The 23,725-nt window shown below is 57.4% G+C and carries 19 protein-coding genes; 15 read left to right on the top strand and 4 right to left on the bottom strand.

Translation table 11 applies throughout. The features are described from left to right. Window positions 1-8 precede the first annotated feature (8 nt). Genes cheB through A1332_RS16085 form a run of 3 tightly spaced genes read right to left on the bottom strand, consistent with a single transcriptional unit; the run spans window position 9 to window position 4,619 of the window. Window positions 9-1,082 carry a chemotaxis-specific protein-glutamate methyltransferase CheB gene (gene cheB / locus A1332_RS16095; protein WP_064009511.1) on the bottom strand — a complete coding sequence of 358 codons (1,074 nt, stop codon included), beginning with the start codon at window positions 1,080-1,082 and terminating at the stop codon, window positions 9-11. Window positions 1,083-1,100: 18 nt separating this feature from the next. After that, window positions 1,101-2,687: a chemotaxis protein CheW gene (locus A1332_RS16090; RefSeq protein WP_231890323.1), complete on the bottom strand. Its 1,587-nt coding sequence runs from the start codon at window positions 2,685-2,687 to the stop codon at window positions 1,101-1,103. Window positions 2,688-2,702: 15 nt separating this feature from the next. After that, a complete protein-coding gene (locus tag A1332_RS16085; RefSeq protein WP_064009460.1) occupies window positions 2,703-4,619 on the bottom strand; it encodes a methyl-accepting chemotaxis protein in 1,917 nt (638 codons plus the stop codon). A 385-nt stretch (window positions 4,620-5,004) separates the two neighbouring features. Here A1332_RS16085 and A1332_RS26065 point away from each other — a divergent pair, with 385 nt between their 5' ends. Next, window positions 5,005-6,627 carry an ATP-binding protein gene (locus A1332_RS26065; protein WP_082879726.1) on the top strand — a complete coding sequence of 541 codons (1,623 nt, stop codon included), beginning with the start codon at window positions 5,005-5,007 and terminating at the stop codon, window positions 6,625-6,627. Window positions 6,628-6,723: 96 nt separating this feature from the next. Here A1332_RS26065 and A1332_RS16075 read toward each other — a convergent pair whose 3' ends face one another. Beyond that, window positions 6,724-7,188, bottom strand: coding sequence for a sterol desaturase family protein (locus tag A1332_RS16075; RefSeq protein WP_064009459.1), 465 nt, complete (start codon window positions 7,186-7,188; stop codon window positions 6,724-6,726). Window positions 7,189-7,508: 320 nt separating this feature from the next. Here A1332_RS16075 and A1332_RS16070 point away from each other — a divergent pair, with 320 nt between their 5' ends. From A1332_RS16070 to A1332_RS16010, 14 genes are all read left to right on the top strand, one after another. Beyond that, window positions 7,509-8,096, top strand: coding sequence for a DUF4255 domain-containing protein (locus tag A1332_RS16070; protein WP_026603180.1), 588 nt, complete (start codon window positions 7,509-7,511; stop codon window positions 8,094-8,096). Then, window positions 8,093-8,866, top strand: a complete 774-nt coding sequence (locus A1332_RS16065; RefSeq protein ID WP_064009458.1) for a hypothetical protein — start codon at window positions 8,093-8,095, stop codon at window positions 8,864-8,866. The genes A1332_RS16070 and A1332_RS16065 overlap by 4 nt, the downstream gene beginning before the upstream one ends. A gap of 62 nt (window positions 8,867-8,928) precedes the next feature. Then, complete coding sequence (locus A1332_RS16060; RefSeq protein ID WP_064009457.1) at window positions 8,929-11,106, top strand: phage tail sheath family protein; 2,178 nt, start codon at window positions 8,929-8,931, stop codon at window positions 11,104-11,106. A gap of 21 nt (window positions 11,107-11,127) precedes the next feature. Beyond that, window positions 11,128-11,589, top strand: coding sequence for a phage tail protein (locus A1332_RS16055; RefSeq protein ID WP_020483515.1), 462 nt, complete (start codon window positions 11,128-11,130; stop codon window positions 11,587-11,589). 15 nt (window positions 11,590-11,604) lie between these two features. Then, a complete protein-coding gene (locus A1332_RS16050) occupies window positions 11,605-13,104 on the top strand; it encodes a hypothetical protein (RefSeq protein ID WP_064009456.1) in 1,500 nt (499 codons plus the stop codon). Beyond that, window positions 13,097-13,609 carry a phage tail protein gene (locus A1332_RS16045; RefSeq protein ID WP_064009455.1) on the top strand — a complete coding sequence of 171 codons (513 nt, stop codon included), beginning with the start codon at window positions 13,097-13,099 and terminating at the stop codon, window positions 13,607-13,609. The genes A1332_RS16050 and A1332_RS16045 overlap by 8 nt, the downstream gene beginning before the upstream one ends. Further along, entirely contained in the window at window positions 13,606-14,859 is a 1,254-nt protein-coding gene (locus tag A1332_RS16040) for a hypothetical protein (protein ID WP_064009454.1), read from the top strand. The genes A1332_RS16045 and A1332_RS16040 overlap by 4 nt, the downstream gene beginning before the upstream one ends. A 13-nt stretch (window positions 14,860-14,872) precedes the next feature. Continuing rightward, a complete protein-coding gene (locus A1332_RS25355) occupies window positions 14,873-15,040 on the top strand; it encodes a hypothetical protein (RefSeq protein ID WP_157204027.1) in 168 nt (55 codons plus the stop codon). A 194-nt stretch (window positions 15,041-15,234) separates the two neighbouring features. Beyond that, window positions 15,235-16,281, top strand: a complete 1,047-nt coding sequence (locus A1332_RS16035; protein ID WP_064009453.1) for a phage late control D family protein — start codon at window positions 15,235-15,237, stop codon at window positions 16,279-16,281. Further along, window positions 16,278-16,919, top strand: coding sequence for a phage baseplate assembly protein V (locus A1332_RS16030; RefSeq protein WP_064009452.1), 642 nt, complete (start codon window positions 16,278-16,280; stop codon window positions 16,917-16,919). Before A1332_RS16035 ends, A1332_RS16030 begins: the two co-directional genes overlap by 4 nt. Before the next feature lie 6 nt (window positions 16,920-16,925). Continuing rightward, window positions 16,926-18,590, top strand: a complete 1,665-nt coding sequence (locus A1332_RS16025) for a hypothetical protein (RefSeq protein WP_064009451.1) — start codon at window positions 16,926-16,928, stop codon at window positions 18,588-18,590. A gap of 2 nt (window positions 18,591-18,592) precedes the next feature. Next, window positions 18,593-18,988: a GPW/gp25 family protein gene (locus tag A1332_RS16020; RefSeq protein ID WP_064009450.1), complete on the top strand. Its 396-nt coding sequence runs from the start codon at window positions 18,593-18,595 to the stop codon at window positions 18,986-18,988. Window positions 18,989-19,007: 19 nt separating this feature from the next. Beyond that, window positions 19,008-21,179: a putative baseplate assembly protein gene (locus A1332_RS16015; protein ID WP_064009449.1), complete on the top strand. Its 2,172-nt coding sequence runs from the start codon at window positions 19,008-19,010 to the stop codon at window positions 21,177-21,179. A gap of 9 nt (window positions 21,180-21,188) precedes the next feature. Further along, window positions 21,189-23,615, top strand: coding sequence for a phage tail protein (locus A1332_RS16010; RefSeq protein ID WP_064009448.1), 2,427 nt, complete (start codon window positions 21,189-21,191; stop codon window positions 23,613-23,615). Window positions 23,616-23,725 lie beyond the last annotated feature (110 nt).

The raw sequence follows: 23,725 nt of genomic DNA, 5'->3' as shown, positions 1-23,725 counted from the left end.
GGTCTCTCCTATCGTCCGGCCCAGGCATTGATCTGGGCGGCTACTTTTTCCGAAGGCAGCACCACGCTGGCACCGCCGCGTTCGATCAGCTCCGCCGGCATACCAAACACTACCGCCGACTGTTCGGATTCGGCAATGGTGCGACCGCCGCGCTTCTTGATTTCGGTAAAAGCGTCCGCTCCGTCGTAACCCATGCCGGTGAGCATCACCGCCACCACCCGTGACGGATCGCAATGTTCGAGGGCGGAGCGCCCCATCAACTCTACCGACGGATGCCAGAGAAATTCGCGGCTTTCCGGCTTCGCCAGTACCGTCAGTTTGCCGGCTCTTTTGACTAGCACCATGTCCGCGCCGCCCTTGCCGATATAAATGGTGCCTGGCTCGATAGGCATCGGATGATCAGCTTCCACCACGGCGAGCGGACAAAGCACATTCAAGCGTTCGGCGAAAGGTCGAGTGAAGGAAGCAGGCATGTGCTGAGCCACCAATACCGGCCAGGGGAAATCCACCGGCAGCAATGGCAGGATATCCTCAAGGGTACGCGGCCCACCGGTAGACACGCCGACGATCACCAAGCCCTCGCCGACAACGCCGCGCCGCACCGCAAGCGGACGCGGGGGAGCAGGCTTTTCCCGCTCTTCTCGCAAACGTTGGGCCAGACCGCGAGTGGGCTGCCCTTTAGCCTTGATTTTGGCCCGAGCGGCGGTGCGTATCTTACTCACCAGTTCGTTTTTGATTTCGCCGATGGACAGTGAAATGGTGCCGCCGGGCTTGGCAATGTAGTCTACCGCCCCCAGATTCAGCGCCTCGAAGGTGGCCAGTGCCCCCTTCTCGGTGAGCGATGAAACCATGACGACGGGGACGGGGCGCTCCGCCATGATCAGCGACAGCGCGGTGATGCCGTCCATCTCCGGCATGTTGATGTCCAGGGAAATGACGTTAGGCTGAAATGCGCGGTTTTCATCCACCGCTTCCTTGCCATTTCTGGCCTGGCGAATTTCGAAATCACCTTCGGCTTCGAACAGGGTGGTCAGTTGCCGGCGCATTAATGCCGAGTCATCGACGATGAGCAGCTTAATCATGAGCATAATCCGCTAGCATCACGCCGCTACCTTGGTCAGATCGGCCAGTTCATGGTCTTCCACCAGATGCGCCGGTACGATCAATTGCACCATGCGATGTTGCTTTTCCAGATTAGCCATGCGCGCCAATAGGTTTCCTTGCTCGCTGGATAAGCGCGGGGCGGGTTCGATGCTGGACTTTTGTATCCTCAGCACTTCGGCCACCGAGTCCACGATGAAGCCGGTGCGCATGCCTTTGATCAGGAACACCATGACCCGCTGCCGATCCGAGCGCTCGACGCTTGGCAAGCCAAGCCGCCGGCGTAAATCGATGACCGGCAGCACCGCACCGCGCAGGTTGATGACTCCCTCGACGAAGGGTGGCGCCTTGGGCACATGGGTTAATTCTTCCGGCACCCGCACGATCTCCTGCACACTGTCTATCGGGACGCCAAACTCTTCCTTACCGAGCCGAAACACCACCACCTGTTCGTCGTCATCCAGCGACACATCGTCCTCGGCAGTCTCTGCATTTTGCTTGTCATCCTGTAAGTTTTCCACGGTCGTCAATGCCTCCTTGATGGCTGAGTGGTGAAACAAGTTGTCGGCGGAAATAATCGACACCAGGCGCTTGCCGCCGTCCAGTCGGCAGATTTCAGCAATGTCGTTCAGTTCGCCCTCGCGGGCCAACAGAGACGGCATGGCTTCAACATCTGCTTTGCCCACCCGCAGCACCTCGTTGACGCTATCCATGACGATGCCCACCGAAGCGGTGCCCAGAGACACCACGACAATCCGGCTATGCTCGTCGGCGGCTTGCGGCGGCAGGGCAAACATACGGCGCAGGCTTACCAGCGGCAGCAAGCGGTTGCGTAGTGTCATGACACCGAGCACATGGGACTGCGAATGCGGCACATGAATAATGGTCTCCGGCACCTGGACAATCTCTTGCACATCGTCAATGGTGATGGCGTACTCTTGCCCGGCCACATCGAAGCTGACCAGTTGCAATTCGTCGCTGACTTCTTCTTCCTCCACTTCGCTGCTGGCCATCAGTCCACCTGTCGTGGCCGCAGTCTTGGCAACAGCGGCGATTTCAGTAAATTCCTGGGCGATCAGCTTGGCAAAATCCAGCACCATGACCATGGCGTGACCGCCGACATCCTTAATGATGCCGGACAGCAACTCGGTATTCACCGTGCTCTGAATCGAGCCCACCCCCTCGATCCTTGCGGGCTCGACGCCGACCACGCTGGCCACCTTGTCCACCACGAAGCCCAGGGGTTGCCCAATGTCAATGACCAACGCCCGAGATGAGTCGTCATGTTCACGTTCCGCGAAACCAAAAATCCGCCGCAGACTGATAATGGGTAACACCTTGCCGCGCAGATTGGCCAGGCCATCGAGCGTGGCGGGCGACAGTGGCACTCGCACGACCTCCGGTACCCGGATAATCTCCTGTACCGGCGCCATATCCACGGCGAAAACCTCATCCCCGGCGATAAAGGTGACAAATTGGCGGATGTCGGATACTTGCTCTTCAATATTATCTTCAGCATTGCCCGTTCGTCCCGTTTCGCTACTGGGTAGCTCTTCCGGTTGTTCCTGATTATTGTTGGTCATCATGGCTCTCCTTAATGTTTAGGCACTTTGTAATTCGTCGGCCAGCGAGGCGATCTCTTCGATGGCTGCGGCCAATTCTTCGGCGCCCTGAGATTGCTGTTTGGCGGCGGAGGCGGCCTCGGTCGAGGCTTTGTCGGCTTGTTGCGCAGCGGCGGCAATCTGCTCGATGCCTTTTTTAACCTGTGCCGTGGCGGCGGCAATTTCGTTGGATGCCGTCAGAATTTCCTGAGTGCCGGTTTCCACATCCGCAATATCAGTTTCGATGGTCACCAGACTGGCAGTGGTGAGCTTGGCTTTTTCCACCTCGCCCAACGCACTCATCGCGATCTCGTCCAGATCGCGTCCCACCACGCCAATCTGATCCTGCACAGCCTTTACCAAATCTTTGATACGGTCGGCATTTTCGGCGGAGTCGTGCGCCAGATTACGAATGTCGGTTGCCACTACCACGAATCCCTTGCCAAATTCCCCAGCCCGTGCCGCTTCGATGGAGCCGTTGACCGCCAGCATATTGGTCTGAATTGAAACCGTGGTGATGGCATCGACGATCTTGTCAATCCGCCGCGACACCAATTCCAGGCCCTTAATTTGCTTGATACTGCCCTTGGAAGAGTCCGCCGACGTTAAAATCCCGGTAATAAGGGCATCGATTGAGGTCTTGTTTGTACCCAGCAAACTTCTGATAGCGGACACCTTCTCCGAACCATCCGTAGCGCGCACCTGTGCCAACTCCAGCCCCTTTTCAATCTGGTTAATTGCTGTAGCGGCTTCGGCGGTGCCCGCAGACTGCACTTCCGCGCCCTTGCGTATTTGATCGATGGCCGCCATGATTTGAGCGCCGGAGCGGTTGATCTCCGCAACGGCGGAGGATAATTCCTCGGCTGCGGAAGCGACTTCCTCGGCACTCTTGGTGACATCCGTTGAGGTCTTCAGATCTTCCGCCAGCTCGGACAAACTTTGTGCCGCCTGTTCGCATTCACCCAAGGCCTGGGACTGTTCTTCCACGGTTTTAGCGGTTTCCTCGGCCGCTGCGGATTGTTCCTCGGCGGCGGCGGCGATATCTTCCGAGCCCTTCAAGGCCTGTTGTGCCGCGATTTTGGACTGCTGGGCGCCGGTGGCGATTTCCCGCACTCCCTTGGCAATTTCCGCAGCGTCGACTCGAATCTTCTCCAGTTGGATAGTGATGGTTTTGCCATTCTCCACCTCGCCTTCAACTGACTTGGCCGAGGTACTGATACCCTCGGCGATGACCTTTACTTCCTGTTGAATCTGCCCGACCAGCTCCTGAATTTGTTTTGCGCTTTTCTCGGAGGTCTCGGCCAGGGTTCTGACTTCATCGGCAACGACCGCAAATCCCTTGCCATGCTTGCCGGCACGGGCCGCTTCGATGGCGGCGTTTAGCGCCAGCAAATTGGTTTGATCGGCGATACGGGCTACGGCCTTGACGATGTCGCCGATGTTAGCCGCCTGTTTCTCCAGTTGCGCCACCATTTCCACCGAAGCATTTTGGCGTTGGGCGGCTACGGCAACATTGCTTATCATGGTGGCAACCTGACCGCTGGTCCTGGCAACCAAGGTCTGAGTGGCCTCGGCCTTGGTTTGACTGATGTCGGCATTTTGTAGTTGACGAAGGATGGAGCCTTCGATTTGCTTGAATGCAGCCAACGATTCCTGGGCAGCTCCGGAAGCTTCCTCGGCACCCGTCGCTATCTGGTCGGAGGAGCGTTTCAGCTCCTCGGCAGCAGATGCCGCTTCGTTAATGCCGGAGGACAATTGCCCGGTGGCGGCCGCAATGCGCTCCGCCGCCTGTTGCTGTTTGCCCAGGGTGCGGGCTTTTTTACGCTGCGCCTCCGCTTCGCGAACGGCAGCCGCCGAAGTAGTGCCGCTAGCCGGCGTTACTGTCGTTGCATTCGATGATTTTTTAACAAGAGCCATAAAGTTCTCCTTTATGATTGAGGGTGTGGTTTAAATTGCCGTGAAAGTCTTGACAAGACGGCTTTCATGTGCCGATGTGATGCGGTGTTTTCATGATCCTTAGGTTGAAAAAGCCGTTCTTGGCGATACCTGCTTGGAGCGCGGACAATTCAGTGTCGGTTTATGCTGTTCGCGCCCTAGCGGGTTTCAAATACGTCGGGCGAGCACAGTGGAGTGGAGATGTTGTCGATTTTCCCGAGAGCAGTTCTTCTGTTATTTTTAGCAGTACCTATTCGTCGCACGCTATCACTTGTATCCGCTGCGGGTCGGTGCGGTAGCGAACAGGGTCAAAATCAATCCCCCAGACATTGGGGTTTGAGAACCGAGAGAAATTGATGAGCAAGGCATGCAAATGAAGGATTCGGAACAGCGCGCTAAAGATTTGATTGCGGCCCTGGAGGCTGCAGCAAACGGATGCTGGGAGGATTTTGTGCTTAACGGAGACCCCGAATTGGAGCAGGCGACGGCAAGGCTGTTTGCCAAAGTTCGATCTTTACATAGCGAATCCAATCGAGCCATGAGCAATATAGCCAATGCCGATGTCCGCATGCTGTTGTGGCGCGAGGCTTTGCAAAAAATCAACGCAGCAGACAGCCTATTTCATCACGGCGGCAAACTGGCTGATTTTTACCAATCAATCGTGGTGGAAGCCATGCAGATGACTCGTGCCCGCTACGGCGCGTTGGGACTGTTTGACGAAGATGGCAATCTGGAACAGTTCATCACAGAAGGCATGGATGCCGAAACCATTGCCGGCATAGGCCATCCCCCCGAAGGACGAGGTTTATTGAAAGCACTATTGAATGAATGCACCCCCGTCAGCGTCGACTCTATCGCTGATGACCCTCGTTTCATCGGTTTTCCACCCGGACATCCGCCCATGCGCACACTGATTAGTGCACCCCTGGTAGTCAGCTATAGGCTAAAAGGGGTGATTTATCTGGCGGATAAAGAAATCGGCGAATTTTTCGACCCACAGAAACAGGTCTACGCCGAAAAATTTACCGAGGAAGATGAGGACATGTTGGGGCTTTTTGCCGATTATCTGGTGCGCTCTCTGGAGCGCACGGATCTGGTGATCGCTTTGCAGCAAAGTAACAAGGATCTCGAGAAAGAACGCTCCACTTTGCAGGAAATGGTTGAGAAGCTGCGCGATACCCAGAATCAGCTGCTGCAAGCCGAGAAAATGGCTTCCATCGGCCAGTTGGCGGCAGGGGTAGCGCACGAAATCAACAATCCCATTGGTTTTGTCAACTCCAACCTGGGCACCTTGGCCGGTTACATTGAAGATATGTTCTCGGTCATCGATGCCTACGAGCAAACGGTTGCCGAAGTTGATCAAAACCTTATAGACCGCGAGAAAATCGACAGCTTAAGAAAGAAATTACAATTTGAACTCCTGCGGGAAGATGTGCCCGATTTGTTGCACGAATCGAGGGACGGTTTGGCGCGGGTCAAGAACATTGTCAACGACCTAAAGGATTTTTCGCGAATGCCTGCGGCGGAATGGCAATACGTTGATCTGCACCAGGGCTTGGAAAGCACTCTCAACATAGTGGGGAACGAAATCAAGTACAAGGCCGATGTGGTCAGGAATTACGGGGTTTTGCCTGAAGTGGAATGCTTGCCATCCCAACTGAATCAGGTATTCCTGAATTTGTTGATGAACGCTGCCCAGGCCATATCGGAGCGGGGAACTATCATCCTGAGCAGCGGCACCGAAAAAGAAACGGTGTGGGTGGCTATTACCGATAGCGGACAGGGAATTTCGCCGAAAAATTTAAGCCGCATATTCGAGCCGTTCTTTACCACCAAGCCTGTCGGCAAAGGTACAGGACTTGGATTGTCACTGTCCTACAGCATTGTACAGAAACACCACGGAAGGATAGAGGTCGGCAGCAAAGTGGGTGAAGGCACTACCTTCCGTGTTGTGCTGCCAGTGAAGCAGCCGACAAAAATAGAAATGTAACTTCAACTGACGTTAAGTCTGCGACTTGAAAAATCCGAGGTCCGACAGATGCAAGTGTTCAGACCGGGGAGCAATTTTTATTTGGATGTGCGCAGGCTATTTGTTTCGGGTACCCAACAGATAATCAAACCCCGGCCAGGTGACGCACCAGTTGCCGGAGCCAGGCTGGGTGTGATGTTGGTAGTGCCAGGGTAAGTGTTGTTTAGCCCAGTCCGGATCGAGATGAGCCTTGCGATGCCGAAGGTAATAAAGCGTCAACGAGCCATATAAACCCACCACGAAAGCCGGCCAGTACCAAAATAGGGGCAGATGCGCCAATACAATCGCGGCCAACACCGCCAACTCCTTGGTTTGCGCATTCCAGGTCGATAAGTCCAGCTGGCGATAGCCGGGATCCAGCATATGGTGTTTGGCGCATATCGCATGGTGCTCATACCAATGGTAGGCCCAGATGCTGCCCGGCCGCTTGCCTAAACGATGCAATATGAATTTGTGCATCAGCCATTCGCCGAGATTGGCGTACAGCAGGGCTAATAAAAATTGCAGCGTCACTGAGAGCATGGATGTGTTCGACCGATAGATGGCAAGTTGCCTATCTTCGCCCGGTTTACCGTATCCGGCATAGTTGTTTTAAGCGCGAGTCTGCTCCTGCAGCAAGTTGCCTCCGTTTTTAATCCGATTTTAATCAATTCCGCCCCGGCAAATTTCAAAAACTCTGCTAAAAATTAATAGCATTATTTGATTGAGGCACGGAATTTAGCCGGTTAGTTTGCTGACTATCGCTTTTTTCGATTTTCATAGGCGAATAGCTTCACAAAATCGACTTGCGTACAGTAGACCTATGTACTAGGCTATGCTACCGCTCAAGTGGGGGAGGAGAAATGGCTTCGTACCGGGGAGTGACCGGCGCGCTTCTGGCGTTGGAATCGTTCTTGACCAGCAGATTACCTGCCGAGCTGAGCAGCGAGCCTACCAATGCCCAAGCAAAATTGTTGGGTAGCGCCGACATCGCCAATATCCTCACTGGCAACCTGCTGGGTATCTACCTGCACCGAATCACTATCGATCCGCACGGCCGGCAGCGCTCCTTCGCGCAACGCGGCAGCGACCAAAGCGCGCCGCAAGCCGAACTACCGGTCAATCTGCATTTTCTGTTAATCGCCAACGCCGCCAGCGCCACCATCGAAGCCGATCTGCTGAGTTGGGCCATGGTCGAACTCGCCAACCAATGTCAGCTCGACATCTCGCATATTCAAGACATTGACGACGAATGGGGCCAGGCCGAAGTGCTGAATATTGCCCCGGACGAGATGACTACCGAAGACTTGATGCGCATCTGGGATGTCTTCAAATCGCCTTATACCAGCACCGTACCTTACGTAGCCCGCACCGTGCGCTTGCGCTTGCAGCGGCCGCGTACGGAAGGTCCGCCGGTTAGTACCCGGATATTTCCCGGAGGCACGGTATGAAAGCCGTCAAAGTTCTGGAAACCAATATCCTCTACGCCAGCGACGTGATCTATTGGCTGGACGGCAGCAGCGCCGCACAGGAAGCCGATATGCGGCGGTTGAGCGAAGCCGTTGTTTTGCAACTCGATACCCGTCCCGCCGATCTGCAATTTTTACACACGCCAGGCAAAACGGCCTTGTGGCGGCGCTCGGCCGGCAAAACGGTGCAAGGCCCGCCCAGTGAGGCGGACAAGCTGCGTCCGGCAGAAGCGGCTTACGTCATTGCCGGCTCGGTGGCCGACAGTCAACGCCGCTATGTCCCGCGCCGCTTCGAGATTCAAGCCGGCAATGCCGCCGGGCACAGCGTAGTGCTTTATCCAACACCTTTCGGTACCAAACTCGGTCGCGGCGGCGGATTGCGCGGCACACTACGATTTGCCGGTAGTAATGCGCCGGCCGTGTGGGCGTTGCTGACGCTGATTGTCAATCTCGGTGTCGGCGGCAATTTGATCTGCCGCGCCCAAGCCGACGCCAACGGCGATTTCATCATCGCGATGCACCGCTTGCCGCCCTTGCCGGAAGGGGTAACCGAGTATGCCGCCACACTAAGTATCCGCGCTCTTGCCGATGCCGCCGACGCTATGGATCCGGACGATCTAGTAGCGATGACGCTGGGGGCGTTGAATACCGACAACAGCTTTGCCGCCGAGCTTGCCCTGGCCGTGGTGCCCGGCGAAATTGGTTTAATCCGGTCCTTTAATCGGGATCATCTCGCCGTTCAACCCAATTGAGTCAAACATGAGTTGAGTTCGTTCTTTAAACGCTGGTCCACATAAAAATTAAGGAGGGGAGCATGCCTGAATATCTTGCACCGGGTGTGTTTGTAGAAGAAGTTAGCTTTCGCGCCAAATCGATCGAAGGGGTGGGGACCAGCGTTGCGGCTGTGGTCGGCCCCACGCGTTTCGGGCCGTTGCGGGGTAACCCCGAAGTCGTGACTAGCTTCGGCGAATTCACCCGCATCTTCGGCGATATCCAAGATCTCACTCTGGCTGGCGCAGCGGTTCTTAATCATACCGCTATTGCCGCGAAAGCCTTTTTCGACGGCGGCGGCAAACAGCTCTATGTGTCGCGGGTCGGCAATTTTCCGCAAAACGCGCCGGGTTTGTCCGCGCGTTCTGTGCCAAACGTACTGAGCTTCAACAGCCGCTTTCCGGGAACGATGGGCGATTTCACGCTGGAAGTGCTGTGGCGCGATAGCGAAAACCTGCTAAAAACCGAGGCTACTTCGGCGCCCGCCGAAGGCGAAGAGGTGTTTCTGAATGCCACCGGCTTGACCAATGCGGTGCGCTCGGCTGGCATCGCCGCGCAATTTCCGGATGAACGCTTCCCCTTGAATGTTCGCGCATTGGTGCGACGCGAAGGCGATCATTTTGTCATCGTCGACAACCGCTGCGAACTCGATACCGCCGACGATGTGGCGGCGGTCGGCACCGCCTTGCGCCCGAACGGTCAGGCCGACGGCAGTCAGGGCGTATTGATGTCGGCCGGCTTGGTGAACGGTCCCGGCGTTTCTGTGAGCTATACCCGGGTGTTTGCGAAAAACCCCAGCAGCGGCTCCTTGGCTAACGGCACATCGGCGGTATTAACCCTTAGCGCGGAAACCAATTTGTCGGTGTATACCGGCGCGGCGCATTGGGGCACTCTAACCGCGTTGCGCGGCACGCTGAATGCGGCCGGCAGCGAGTTTGTGGTGGACGGCGGCGGTTTGAATGTGGGCGTCAATGCCGACATCACCCTGCCTTTAGCGGCTTTGGCCGCTGCACCGAATACGGTGCGGGCGGTGGTGGTGCAGCGCAATTTCGATATTTCCGTGCATGCCGGCGGTCGTGACGGTCCGGTAATTTATAGTTACGGCGATATTTCCAGCGCCCCCGACGCAAAAAATAGTCTCAGCGCAATGCTGCCTGTCGCTCCCGACAAACGTTACGACCAATTGACCAGTCCGGTCAGTTGTACCCTCAACGACGGGATCAGCGGGGCCGACGTGGTGGCAGCCTTGTACAGTCTGTTTGAAGCGGATGGTTTAAACCCCGGTCCAATGTCGGTCCAAGGCCCGCGCTATTTGCTTAACCTGTCCGGCGGTAGTGATGGGAATGTACCTGTGGCTTTGCATTACGGCGGCGTGGAAGACGAGGTCAACGGCAGCAGCGGTTTCGTGGCCTTGGAAAATATCGAGGATGTGTCCATCGTGATGACCCCGGCCGCCGCAGCCGATGCCGTCAACCATCAAGCCATCGTCGCCGAAGTGCAAAAACACTGTCTGAAAATGCGCTATCGGGTCGGCATCGTCGATAGCCGTGACGGTATGGCGCTCTCGGAAATACGCGAGTTCCGCTCCAACTTCGACGATTCGCGGCTGGCGCTGTACTACCCCTGGGTGGTAATCGCCGATCCGCGAGGTCTGCTCAGTACTATCAACGTGCCGCCTTCCGGCTTCGTCGCCGGCGTCTATGCCAACACCGATGTGCAGCGCGGCGTGCATAAACCGCCGGCCAACGAACCGGTGATCGGCGCCTTGCGTTTTGCCCAGGAAATCAATCGTTTTCAGCAAGAATTGCTGAATCCCAACGGTATCAACTGTTTGCGCTCATTTCCGGGACGCGGGCATCGGGTTTGGGGCGGGCGGACCTTATCCAGTGATCCGGAATGGAAATACGTCAACGTCCGCCGGTACTTCTTGTATCTGGAACGCTCCATCGACAAATCCACGCAATGGGCGGTGTTCGAGCCCAACGGCGAGCGCTTGTGGGACAACATCCGCCAGACCGTGGAAAGCTTTTTATATAACGAATGGGTGAACGGGCGGCTGTTGGGTAGTGCTAAAACCGCTTATTTCGTGCGTTGCGACCGCAGCACGATGACCCAAAACGATCTGGACAACGGCCGTTTGGTCTGCGAAATCGGCGTGGCGGCCTTGAAACCGGCCGAATTTGTGATTTTCCGCATCGGCCAAAAGACCGCCGACGCCTGAACCCTGGACTGGAGATAAACCATGGCTACATATCGCGAAACGCCCTATGGGGTGTTCAATTATCTGGTCAACCTGGGCGACGGCAGCGAAGGCGAAGTGCAGGGCGGCTTTTCAGAAGTATCCGGGCTGAACGCCGAAGTGACGGTTGCGGAATACCGTAATGGCAACGAAGCTGTTAATTACGTGCGCAAGATTCCGGCCATCAACAAGGCCGGCGACGTGACGCTGAAGCGCGGCGTGATCGGCGCGGAGAACATTTATAACTGGCTGGAGCAAATTCGCGGCGGCGATGTAACTGCCAAGCGCGACGTGGTGATCAAGCTTAAAAACGAAGATCCCACCAGCGCCAGCGCTGTAGTCACCTGGAAACTGGTCAGGGCCATGCCGATCAAATGGACCGGGCCGACATTAACGGCCAAGGGCGGCAGCGATGTGGCGATGGAAGAGTTGGTGCTCTCGGTCGAAACCATCATCCAAAGCTAGGCGGAGCTACAGCGGATGGAATTGCTAGCGGGAGCGCGCATTGCCTTGACGCCACGGCCGGTCGAACGCCGGATCGCGGCGCTGGAGGCGGCCATGCTTGGGCATTGTCCGGGCCGGGTCAGGCTTGAGCGCCTGCTGCAATTGCCGGCGGCGCTGGCGGACATGCGCGCTGTTGGCTACGGCCAGGCGGTCGATGCCTTGTCGCCTGGTGCTTCCAGCGAACTTTACAATCTGCCGATACCCCTGCAATCCAGCGCCGAGTTTCACGACATTTTCCCGGATGCGCTCACCGCCACTACCGAATACGTCAGCCTATTGGCCGGCAATAAAGCCTGGTTAGGCTTGGCGGTTGACGATTTTTTCGCCAACGGCGGCGAAAAGCTGTGGGTGGTGCGTATCCCGGAAAGTGCGGGGCAAGCCGGTTTTCTGCCGGCTGATGCCACGCAATTGCACGATATTACGACGCTCCAGGGCTTGGCCTGCGTGCTGGTGATCCCGGCTTTGGGCGTAGTCGGTTTTCCCGATTTGGAGCGCCTGCAAATACCGCCGCGCTTGCCGGATATTCCCAGGGTACGTCTGGAAAATTTTGAACCGCAGTTTCTGCCTTGCACGCAAAATACCGAGGACGATCACCGCGAACGTCGGTATAGCAGCGAGTTAAGCGATATGCCGCCGCCTTGGCAATTGCCGCAGGTGCTGCGCGGCATGCTGCAATACGTCAGCAGCCATAGGCCGGATCTGCAATGTCTGTTTACCTTGCCGCTGGCCTATTCTGGCGAGCTGGATAGTCCGGTACTCGACCCGGCGGCTTTGAGTGCACTTTCGGGGTATCAACAGCTTCCGGATAGAGCGCAAGCGCTAAGGCATGTGCAGTTTTTGTTTCCCTATTTACGCGGACCGCGTTTTGCTTTGCATACCCCCGTTGGCTTGATCGCCGGTCAGCAGGCGGCGGTCGCGCGCCGCGACGGTCCTTGGCGCTCGATGGCGGCCAAGCCGTTAAATACTGACGCCTTGCCGTATCCGCGCTTGTCCATCGCCCAAACCTTGGGGCTGCGCGATAAACCTGGTATCAGCGTGCTCAACTATCGCAATTCGTTTAGCGGCGGCGCGCAACTCAGCCTCGACGACGAACGCTTGGTGGTGCCGGCCTTGCCGGTCGCGGATTATCCGATCGACCGCCAGCGTTACGATGGTTTTCGCTCGGCGGAAGTGATGCGCTTCCTGGGCTTTTTGCGCCGGCAATTGCAGGCCTTGGGCGAGCAATTGATCTTCAACCTCGATTACCGCGATCCTCGCCCGCGTTTGTTGCTGGAACAGTTTTTCCGGCGCTTGTACAGTCAAGGCGCCTTGCGCGGTGCGTCCGCCGAGCAAGCCTTCTCTATTCGTGAATCGACCCCGCAGGAAGGGGCGATGCTCTATGAAATCATGCTGGCGCCGGCGTTTCCGATCGACAAGCTGTTTCTCACTTTCGCCAATCTGAACGGCGAATGGCGTTCGGAGGTGGTCGATGGCTGAGAACAGTGAATTCGTCGCCTTCCGCTTCAAGGTTAATCTGTACAGCAGCGATCAGAGCAGTCTGTTGTGCAGCGGTTACTTCAGCGAAGTGACGGGCTTCGAAGCGACGATGGAGCCAAAAGTAATTGCCGAGGGCGGCCACAATTGGGGCGAACATCACCGCTCCGGGCCGACCAAATTCGCACCGATTATTTTGAAACGCGGTGTCACCGACATCAACGATTTATGGTCCTGGTTCGACATCACTACCAGCCAAGCCAACTACGGCTACCGCTTGAGCGGCGAGATCATTGTGTTCGGTAATCCCAGTGTCAGCGGCGGCAACGTCACCGATAACGCGGTGCTGGTCTGGAAACTCAGCGGGGTGTTGCCGACCAAGTTCAAAGGCCCGGATTTGTCGGCCACCGCCAGTCAGGTGGCCATCGAAGAACTGCATCTGGTGCATCGAGGCCTGGAATTGCAGCGGCCGGCACCGGCAAGTACGCAAGGCAGGGGGGCTGCATGATAGCCATCGAACGCGGCAAACTGATTCCGGTCAGCGGCGACAACGATAGTCCTGATCTGGATAACGCCATCGACGTGCAATTCAACCCGTCCAGCCTGAAAGTCAGCTTGTCGAATACCTTGAAAGAGAACGCCCGCAACGGCAATAGCCGCTCCGCTCAGTTCGTCGACAAAAGCTCGTCCAATCTGACCATAGAGCTGATTTTTGATACCACCTATATAGAACCGCCCGGCGGCGGCCAGGGCGGTGGGCAAACCGCCAGTAGCGCTGGCAGCAACAGCAGCTCCAAGAAAGCCATCGAGCAGGGCTCGGACGTGCGGCTGGAGACCAAGAAAATCGCCGATACCTTTATTAAGCCGGTGGCCGAGGGCGATAAATTGAAAGCGCCGAAACGCTGCCTGTTTCAGTGGGGCGCTTTCGAGTTTTTAGGCTTGGTACAAAGCTTCGATGAGACCCTGGATTTCTTTTCGCCGGAAGGTCGGCCGCTACGCGCCACTGTGTCTTTAAAGCTCAGCGAGGACCGTTACCAGTTTCGGAATCGGGCCGTCGAACAAGCTGCCCGCAACACGCCCAGCCTGAGTTCGACCGGCGCCGGTCCGCAAGGCGCCACGGACCAGAATGCTGCGCCGGTACCCGGTGGTAGCGGCGAAGGTGTCGGTAACTGGCGGGATACCTCGCTGTTTAACGGCATAGAGTCGCCCAGAATGCCCTCGCTTTCGGTGGTGGCGGTGCCTAGCCTGAGCCTGAGTGCTTCGGTGGGAATTAGCGGCGGCGTGGGGTTTGGGGTGAGTACAGGCGTAAACATCAGTGGAGGTATTAGCGCCAATGTTTCTGCGAGCTTGTCTGCCTCGCTCAATGTTGGTGGAGGCGCTGTCGGCGGTTTGACCAGTAATGCAGGTGGGGGGGATGCTGCGCCAAAAGGCGTGCCATCGCCAAGTCCGGCATTCAAATTCGGCAACTCGGCCAGTTTGGGTACCGGTATTGAAGGTGCTTTTAGCCCGGCCGGAAAAAAGGGCAGTCTGAATGCTGCCCACATTCAAACAGGCAGTGTGTCGTTGAGACCGCGAGTCCTGAATACCGGTGCCGGAGATCAAATTGGATCGTCGGCCTCTACGGCGACTGGCGAGAGGCCACTATCAACAGCCGTAGCAAACCAAGCAGGATCGGCGGCTGCGGGTCGCAAAAGCAGTGGCGTATCGGTAAGCAGTTTATTAAAAGCCGCCGCCGACAGCGGAGTTGGTTTCGATTGAGTGGGAATTAGACATGCCGGTATTGATAGACGAAGTGATATTGGAGGTGCAAGACGGCGTCACCGAGCCCGCCGAGCAACAACCGGTCGCCCAGCAGACGCCGTTGGCGCCCGCGGAAATCGAGTTGACGCAAATTCTGGAATTGATCAGGCAGCGGCAGGAGCGGTTGAGGATTGATTGAATCGGTGTTGTAGGGTCGAATTTATTCGACCTTCAGCGAAGGCAGTGCGAATGAATTAGCACCTACACTCTTGGACAGCACCGACATCCAGTCGGACAGACGTTTTGAAAAATCCCCTCAATCCCCTTTTTCCAAAGGGGGACGACAGGAGAGGAAAGTAGTTAACCAATAACAATATTAATAAAAACAACACTATGCCCGAAACCGCCTTCACCAGCTCCCGCCCGACGATCAAAATTGACGGCGAACAACGCGATGACCTACAACAGGCCTTGCTGGCGATGCAGGTCAATCTGCCCTTGCACGGCTGCGCGCATGCCGAATTGCAGTTGTCCAATTGGGGCAGGCCGGAAGGTGGGCAAGATCCCGACTTTACCTTGAACGATATTGCCTTGGGTGCCGGCGTGGAAATTGAAATGGGTAGCGACACCCCGCAACACCTGTTCAGCGGCGAGATCACCGCCATCGAAGAAAGCTACGGCGAAGGCGCGCCGAACATCGCACTGCTGTTGCAAGACAAATTGCATAGACTGGCCCGCAGCCGGCATAACCGCAGTTTCGAAGATCAAAGCCCGGACGATTTGGTGCAAGCCATCGCCGGCGAGGCGGGCCTGCAAACGGATGCGTCGTTGTCCAGCATCACCGCTACCTGGCATCAACTCAACGAAAGCGATCTGGCCTTTCTGCTGCGCATCGGCAACCGCTTTGATATATCCGTGCGCTTGGACGGCAATACGCTGCGGGCCAAAGTTGAAGAAGCCGATCCTAATCCTGTCGAGCTTAGCGCCCAGGACAGCGCCTTGAAAGTACGCTTGATCGCCGATTTAAATCATCAACCGCTCAGTAGTCAGGTCAACGGCTATAACCTGGCTAGCGCCGAAGCGGTGGATTTTACGGCCGACGCGATGACCCCCGCACTCACAGGCACCGGTGCCGCCGCCACTTTAGGCAACCTGAGCTGGACCGGCCCGGAAATCGTTCCACAGCCGTTTCCCGGCACCAGCAGCGAAGCCGAAGCGTATGCCAAGGCCGCGTTTAAACGCCAAGCCAAGCGCTTTATTCAAGGCGAGATCGTCTGCCAAGGCGAAGCGAGCCTAAAACCTGGTCGCGAGATTGAGTTGGACGGCGTGTCGCCTAGGCTGAAAGGCCGTTACCAAATCGTGCATTGCGTGCATCGTTTCGATAACAACAGCGGTTTTGAAACCCATCTCAAAGTCAACAAAGGCGGGTGGCAGCCATGAACAGTCACGCCTTGGGCAATCTGCACAGTTTGCAACTCGGCCAGGTCACCGACAACGCCGACCCGGACAGCCGTGGCCGCATCAAGGTGCGCTTGCTGGCGACGCAAATGGAGCTGTGGGCCGGCGTCGTCGCGCCGTCCGCCGGCCAGGGTTATGGCGCCAGTTTCGTGCCCCGATTGGAAGAAATCGTGGTGCTGGCCTTCATCACGCCGGAAATGCCGCTGGTTTTGGGTAGCGTCTGGGCCGGTAGCGACAGCGTGCCGGCAGAGGCTGATCCGCAGGAAGATCATTATGTGATACGCACCCCGCAGGAAACGGTGTTGGATTTCGACGACGGCAACGGTCCGAAAGTGGAATTGCGTACTCGTTCGGGTTACAAAATTTCGATAGACGAAGCCGGCGGCGGGGAAATTGTTATCGAGCGCTCCGACCAAAGCGTCACCCTCAACAGCAGCGGCATCGCGGTGCGCAGCAGCGGCAGCGTCACGGTAGATGCCTCCACTGTGACCATCAACGCCAGCATGGTGACGGTGAATGCCAGCATGTCCAAGTTCAGCGGCGTGGTGCAAGCCGATACGGTGATCGCCACCTCGGTGGTCGGCAGTTCTTACACGCCGGGTGCCGGCAATATTTGGTAAGGGATTATGAAAACCGAACAAGCCCTGCATCCGCTTAAATTGAAACCGCCGTTTTATCAGGAGGGCGGGCAATGCGGCTTGCATCGTTATCTGGATGCGGAGTTTATTAATCGCTTCAAGCAGGACATGCAGCGTCGCCAGTTTGAGCTGCCGCAGTTCAGCGCCTGGCAGCAGGAAGAGCGCCACAGCCGTCATGGCCAACAGCCGGTGCTGCGGTTACCGCTGCATCGGGCCTTTCATATCGTCAGTTGCGAAGTGGTTTGCGACAGGTTCGGCGAGCCGGCGCTGGATCCGCTAAAAATCAGCTCGGCAGGCTTCGTGATTCGCCGGCTTAGCGGCGGCCGCGAGCAGGCCTGGATGCTGGAAGACGGCGAAGCCTTGGGTTGGCAGGACGCGCCCAGCGAGCTGCGTGACCCTGATTTGCATCGCCGGCTGTGCGCCAACGGCGTGCTACATAAACGCGACGATCAGGCGGCCTACAGCGGTGAGGAAGTGCATCCCTTACATGTGTTAAAAACCAGCGATGCTAACCGTAAAACCCACACGCTGTTGTTCGGATATCTGCCGCTGGGCGGCTTTTATTATCTGCGCGATGTCAGCCAGGCCTTTGATAGCGCCGATCAAGCGCAGACTGCCAGTATTGCGGCGGCGATGTTGCCCTGGCCGTTCGGCTATAGGCAACCCTTGAATCAAACCTGGCTGGCCGAACACAGCAAACCGTTGGCGCAAGGCCAGCCCAGCAAAGGGTTTTTCGAGTTGCTGAGAATCCTGGTCAACCGCTATCACCTCGGTGAAGCCGGCATCATCGAGAATGCGGCGCTGGAAAATAAATCGCAGCAACTGTGGCTCTACGACGAAGCCAAACTGCCGGTCGGTTTGCAAGGTCAAGCCTACAACGAAACCAGCCAGGGCTTGTTCGTCCCATATCGGCAACAAACCTTTTATAGCTATCTGCAAGCCTGTTTTGCATTGGGCGGCGATAACCCGCTGGTGCGATGGCTGATTCAGCAAGAACAAGTGATAGATGCGGTCGGCGGATTGGACAAACTGGCGGCATTACCGGCCTTGCCGAATGCCAATGGCGTCGGCAATCTTAATTTGACGCTGTTGCTGCTGGCGGCTGATGCCCAGGAAATCCGCGTGCTGTTGGGTCAACGCCTCAGCGATCAGGCGCTGAGTAAGGTCAAGGAAATCCCCTTACCCAAGTTCGCGCAAAATGCCGGCGATGTTTATCAAGTGGTGGCTTTCGTCCGCGTAAAAAACCAGCAGGGTCAGGAACAGCTTCAATGGGCCGATGCCGACACCCGCAGCATTCAGTTTCGGGTCGCCGCGCCCTTTGATCCGGACGCCAGCCGGCCAGCAATGATTCAGATGCCGTCGCTGGCCGATCTGCGCCGGGGATTGGCTAAGGGCGCGGCGCTGATCACGCCCGCCGATACCTTCGATTTGATGAACAAACTGAAATTGAACAAAGGCGCCAGCGAAGACACGGTAAACGACACTTCCGGCCCGGATTTTGGGATTCAATGGATTTGTTCGTTCAGCCTGCCGGTGATTACGTTGGTGGCGATGATTTTGCTGATGATCATGATTTCATTGTTGAATATCGTGTTTTTCTGGTTGCCGTGGGTACGCATTTGCCTACCGTTTCCAAAGATCAAGGGAGGTTGAGCATGCGCACGCCGGTACCCGAGATTATGAGCTGGCCCCTGGGCGATATCGATGCCGATGGGCGCTTGAGCTGGACCCGCGACGATCAGAGCATCCGCGAAGTGATGCTGAACATTTTGCTGACCCGGCCCGGCGAGCGCTTGCAACGCCCGACTTTCGGCGCCGGTTTATTAAACTTCGTGCATCAACCCAATAACGAAACCACCCGGCATTTAATTGCCGGGGTGGTACGCAAATCGCTGGAGACCTGGGAGCCCCGAGTGGAAATCGACGAAGTACAGGTGCAGGCCAGCCCGGCCAGCGTCGCCGATGTGCATATCAATATCCGCTACCGGCTGCGCAATAGTCAGCGTCCGGCGGAACTGGGATTCACGCTAAACCTAAGCCTGCCGGCTTGAGGCTGCAAGAGAGGCCGCTATGCCATTACCGGTACCGAATTTAGACGACAGACGCTTCGACGATCTGGTCGCCGAGGCCAAGGCCCGGCTGGTCAATCATTTGCCGGAGCTGGCGCAGATCGCGCCGGGCGATCCTTTGCATAGCTTCGTCGATCTGTTCGCCTGGCTGACCGAAACTATTTTGTACCGCGCCAATTTAATCCCGGAACGTCAGCGACGGGTGTTTTTGAATTTGCTGCAAATTCCGGTGCGCGCCGCCCGGCCCGCCAAAGGTATAGTCAGCATAGATGTCGGGCCGACCAGCGTGTTGCCGGCACCCTTGTTGACTGACGGCAGTCAGCTCAGGGCCGGCAAACAGATTTTGACGGCGGTGGGCGAATTGCAACCCACCTGCCTGAGTTTGCAGGTGTTGGTCAAACAAGGGCTGGAGGCTGCCGATCTGGCCGCGCTGGGTTTGACCTTGCAGGATTTGCAGGAGCAGTACGGTTTGCGCAATGGCCAGCGTCCGGAACCGTTTCAACCGCGCCGTTTCGAGCCGGTTAAGGAAGTGCTGGATCTTACCGGCAGTCTGGATCGCAGCTTTTACCTGGCCTGCATCGCTCCCCGGCAACTGGAAGGCCAGATTGCGTTGCTGCGCAGCCATCTGGCCGGCGTGGCTTTTAATATCGGCATCGCGCCCGCCGACAATCTTGACGGTGATGCGATCAACGAGCTGAATCCGCGCAAATTGATCTGGGAGCTGGTATCCACCGGCGAGGCCGGCGAAACGATTTATCTACCATTGGATGTGCTGGCCGACAGCTCCAAAGGCGGCCGGCAAACTGGTGTGTTGCGTCTGCGCTTACCCAAAAATCCGGCGCTGTTCCAGGCCTTTGTCCCCACAGATCCAATGTTCAGCGGGGTTGGCGACCGGCCGCCGGAACTGGCCGATCAAGTCGAAGCCGGCCGAGTGGCGTTTTGGTTGCGCTTGCGTTGCTCGGAACATCCCAAGTTACAGCTGGGCTATCTGGCGCTGAACGCGGTCGATGTGCTTGCTCAAGGTTTGCAGCAGGATTTGTTGGTGGGCATGGGCACCGGCCAGCCCGATCAGGTGGTGGTATTGCCTGATCAGAATATCGAGGCGGCGACCTTGCAACTGGATGTCGAGGAAAACGGCGCCTGGGTGCGTTGGCAACAGGTGGCTTTTCTGGCGGGTCAAACCGCCGATGCCAAGGTGTATAGGCTCAATCCGCAGTCCGGTTATGTGTATTTCGGTGACGGTACGGTCGGCAGACGCCCGCCGTCGGGCAGTCGGATTCGCATCGCCGCATATCTATTCGGCGGCGGCAGTGCCGGCAATCTGCCCGCCGGCACCATCAAGGAAGTGGTGAACGGCAGCTCGCGCTATAAAATTCGCCATGAATGGCCCTTGCAAGGCGGCTTGGATGCGGAGACCGTCGAACAGGCCGAAAAACGCATCCCGCAGTTCTTGACGCACCGCAACCGGGCGGTGACGCAGCAGGATTTCAAAATCATTACCGAGGCCAATCCGCTTAATCCGGTGGCCCGCGCCGAAGTATTGGTCGGTTTTCTGCCCGGCGCCAGCATCCGCGCGGCGCGCGACGGCGTACCGGGCGTGGTCAGCGTGTTCGTGCTGCCGCCGGCCGAACCGGCTTTGGGTCACACGCCCAAGCCCAACCAGGGTTTGCTGAAGGACGTGTTTGCCTATCTATTGCAGCGGACTATGGTCGGCACCGAGTTATATGTTCTCAGTCCGGAATTTGTGCCGATTGCTGTCAGTGTAAAAGTGCAGGTGCGCGACATAGAAACCGAGCAACAAACCCTGCGCGATGTGCAGCAGACTCTGCTGGAATATCTATGGCCCCTGGCGCCCGGCGGCGCGTGCGGTGCGGGTTGGCCCTTGGGGGCTGAGGTGCGCGCCAACGAATTATTGACTCAAGCGGCGCGGGTGGCCGGGGTGCAGGCTGTCAATGCCTTGAGCCTGTTTCAACGCGGCAGCAATGGCTGGCGACGCTTGCCAGCCGACGAGACGGTCAGCCTGACTAAATTCCAGTTGCCGGAGTTGCTGGGCGTGCGCGCCGACAGTGGTTCCGGCGCGCCGGCCTTGCCGGACGGCATCGGCTTGCTGGAGGGCCAAACCCCGGACAGCAGTCTGGGTGTAGCAGTGCCGGTGATTCCGGACATTTGTTGAGGCCTAGCGATGGACGTCAACAACACCCCGTATTTTTTACTGAGAGGCCAAGCCGATTTCGAGCAGGGCTCCAGCCATTTGAGCTGGAATACCGGTTTACAGGCGTTGACGCTGGCGCAAAACCAAGCCTTGCGCTTGCCTGCCGCCGATCCGGTGGCGTCCGTGCTGGCCTGGCAAAACAGCGCGCCGCTGGCCTTGGACAGTTTTAATCAGATTGGCCGCTTGAGTGTCGACGGCGTTCGCGTGGAATTCAACAGCGGTCGCGGCTATCTGACCTTGCAGGACAATGAATTGCGGGATGTCGCTGCGCCGCAAGGCCGGTTTACCGATATGGCTTTCGCGGCGGTCGCGACCAGCGGCAAGCCGGGCTTCGGGCAGCCGGTCGGTGACGGCAGACTGGCCTTGCCGTTCAGCGATGGCAACAATCAGCATGGCTTGCTGCTGTTTCATCTGGCTCGGCGCTGGCAAACCTTTTGCGAATGGGACAATGCGGAAGGCGAGGATGCCGCGTCGCAAATGCCGCTAAGGGCGTGTATCGACGCCGAACAGCGAGTCTGGTTGATCAGCAATTCCGGTTTGATGTTATGCAGTGGTGAACCTTTGCCCTTGCCGTACACGCCGCAACCGGTGCGCTTTGAACCCGAGCAGGCCAATCCGCATCCCTTAAACCGAATCTGGCAGCAAGCCTTGCCCGATGGCTTGCAGGCGCTGGCGCTGTGTTGCGATTTGCAGCAGCTGTATATCTTGTGTCACGACGGTGCAGGCGCGCAGGCTATATTGACGCGGCCTTTGTCGGCATTGGCTGATGCGCCATTCAAAGCCTACACCTGTCCGGTTGAGTTGCCGATTGCTATCGATCTTGCTTTGGCAGCCGATTCGGCTTTGCCGGACAGCGGCCGGCTGGCGGCTTTGGTGCCGCGTGCGGCTGATGATGCGAATTTCACGCAACGCGATTGCCCGGTGTTGACCCTGCATTGGGATAACGAAACCAACATCGGCCAAGCCCGCTTACTGCACGAGCGTTATCCTATGCTGTCGCAAGCCGTGCCGCGTTTTGTCAGCAGCGCCGACGGCCAGTTGCGTTATCAAGCCGAGGCCGATCCGGATTTTCCAGGGATAGCCCCTCGCCCGCGCGAATTACATGCCTTGCGCCGCCCGCAGTTTCATCTGGAAGGCACTGCCTTGCTGCACGAACTGGATTCCGGGCAAGTCGATACCCAATGGCACCGGCTGTATCTGGATGCCTGCATTCCGCCCGGCTGCGACATCCAGATTGCGGTGCGGGTATTTGCCAGCAAACAAATGCCTCGGCCCAAACCTATCGACCAGCCCGCACCGTTGTGGAACCCGTTGCCTTCGGAATTGCCGTTCTCGGCAAGCCTGGCGGGCCAGCAAGCCGGTACTAGCGGTCTGTTCGAAATTTTGTTGCAACAACCGTCCGGCCCGGTGCGGCAATTGCGCGGACGTTATCTACAAATTCAAGTGACCTTACGCGGCGACGGTCGGCAAAGCCCGGCTTTGCATGCCATCAGGGTCTATTACCCGCGCTTTTCCTACCAGGAAGCCTATTTTCCGGAATTTTACCGGCAGGAACTCAGTTACGACCCGGCACAAGCCGTCGGCCCAGCCAATGGCGCCGATGTCCGCGAGCGCTTGCTGGCGGCCTTCGAAGGCGTTTTGACGCCGCTGGAAGGCCGGATCGCCGCCAGTGAACAATTGCTTGCTCCGGAGGCGACGCCCGCCGCTAATCTGCCCTGGCTGGCCGAGGCGGTGGGCGGCCACCTGCCAAGCCACTGGCCGGAAGCTCGGCAGCGGCGCTGGTTGCGGGACTTGACCTTGATTCAACAATACAAGGGCACGCTGGCGGCGTTGAATTTAGCTTTGGACATCGTCAGCGACGGCGGCGTGCAGCGAGGCGAAATCGTGGTGTTAGAGAATTTCCGCTTGCGGCGGACCATGGCGACGATACTGGGTATAGACATGGACGACGGCGATCACCCCTTGACATTGGGTACCGGCATGAGCGGCAACAGCATCGTTGGCGACAGCTTGATTCTGTCGGAAAGCGATGCCCGGCAATTTCTGGCGCTATTTGCGCCGGAATTGGCGACAGTTGACGAGGCTGCGCAGGTCAAAGCGTTTTTCGAGGAATACGCGCATCAAGTCAGTATCCTGTTACACGGGCGGGCGGTAAGTTTACGCTCTGCCGTCGAAGACATTTTGACGGAACAGCTACCGGCGCATTTGCAATACAAAATCATCGAAACCGAACACCCCTTTGTATTGGGTATCGCGCCGCTGCTGGGCATGGATACTTTCATCGAAACCGCGCCGCCGTTCCGCCGCGTGACGCTGGACGACACCTATCTGGGCCGCGAGGGGATCTTGAAAAACCCGGCGGCATTTTCTCCGGAGGATATCAATGCGCAGGCATAGCGGTTTTCTTGGTTTGGCCATTAACCCGGTCCCTATCAGAGGCCGGAAGAAAAGCTCTGTCCCGGTGGGCGATGGGATTTATGCCGCCGGATTCCGAGATTTTGGCATTT

The sequence above is a fragment of the Methylomonas methanica genome (assembly GCF_001644035.1).
Classification (GTDB): domain Bacteria; phylum Pseudomonadota; class Gammaproteobacteria; order Methylococcales; family Methylomonadaceae; genus Methylomonas; species Methylomonas methanica_A.
The sequence above is the reverse complement of the archived record's forward strand: the minus strand, read 5'-3'. Positions and strand labels throughout refer to the sequence as shown.

Bases quoted from the DNA above. Each gene is read 5' to 3' on its own strand.
- cheB (WP_064009511.1), bottom strand. From the start codon at position 1,082: ATGATTAAGCTGCTCATCGTCGATGACTCGGCATTAATGCGCCGGCAA.
- A1332_RS16090 (WP_231890323.1), bottom strand. From the start codon at position 2,687: ATGATGACCAACAATAATCAGGAACAACCGGAAGAGCTACCCAGTAGC.
- A1332_RS16085 (WP_064009460.1), bottom strand. From the start codon at position 4,619: ATGGCTCTTGTTAAAAAATCATCGAATGCAACGACAGTAACGCCGGCT.
- A1332_RS26065 (WP_082879726.1), top strand. From the start codon at position 5,005: ATGCAAATGAAGGATTCGGAACAGCGCGCTAAAGATTTGATTGCGGCC.
- A1332_RS16075 (WP_064009459.1), bottom strand. From the start codon at position 7,188: ATGCTCTCAGTGACGCTGCAATTTTTATTAGCCCTGCTGTACGCCAAT.
- A1332_RS16070 (WP_026603180.1), top strand. From the start codon at position 7,509: ATGGCTTCGTACCGGGGAGTGACCGGCGCGCTTCTGGCGTTGGAATCG.
- A1332_RS16065 (WP_064009458.1), top strand. From the start codon at position 8,093: ATGAAAGCCGTCAAAGTTCTGGAAACCAATATCCTCTACGCCAGCGAC.
- A1332_RS16060 (WP_064009457.1), top strand. From the start codon at position 8,929: ATGCCTGAATATCTTGCACCGGGTGTGTTTGTAGAAGAAGTTAGCTTT.
- A1332_RS16055 (WP_020483515.1), top strand. From the start codon at position 11,128: ATGGCTACATATCGCGAAACGCCCTATGGGGTGTTCAATTATCTGGTC.
- A1332_RS16050 (WP_064009456.1), top strand. From the start codon at position 11,605: ATGGAATTGCTAGCGGGAGCGCGCATTGCCTTGACGCCACGGCCGGTC.
- A1332_RS16045 (WP_064009455.1), top strand. From the start codon at position 13,097: ATGGCTGAGAACAGTGAATTCGTCGCCTTCCGCTTCAAGGTTAATCTG.
- A1332_RS16040 (WP_064009454.1), top strand. From the start codon at position 13,606: ATGATAGCCATCGAACGCGGCAAACTGATTCCGGTCAGCGGCGACAAC.
- A1332_RS25355 (WP_157204027.1), top strand. From the start codon at position 14,873: ATGCCGGTATTGATAGACGAAGTGATATTGGAGGTGCAAGACGGCGTC.
- A1332_RS16035 (WP_064009453.1), top strand. From the start codon at position 15,235: ATGCCCGAAACCGCCTTCACCAGCTCCCGCCCGACGATCAAAATTGAC.
- A1332_RS16030 (WP_064009452.1), top strand. From the start codon at position 16,278: ATGAACAGTCACGCCTTGGGCAATCTGCACAGTTTGCAACTCGGCCAG.
- A1332_RS16025 (WP_064009451.1), top strand. From the start codon at position 16,926: ATGAAAACCGAACAAGCCCTGCATCCGCTTAAATTGAAACCGCCGTTT.
- A1332_RS16020 (WP_064009450.1), top strand. From the start codon at position 18,593: ATGCGCACGCCGGTACCCGAGATTATGAGCTGGCCCCTGGGCGATATC.
- A1332_RS16015 (WP_064009449.1), top strand. From the start codon at position 19,008: ATGCCATTACCGGTACCGAATTTAGACGACAGACGCTTCGACGATCTG.
- A1332_RS16010 (WP_064009448.1), top strand. From the start codon at position 21,189: ATGGACGTCAACAACACCCCGTATTTTTTACTGAGAGGCCAAGCCGAT.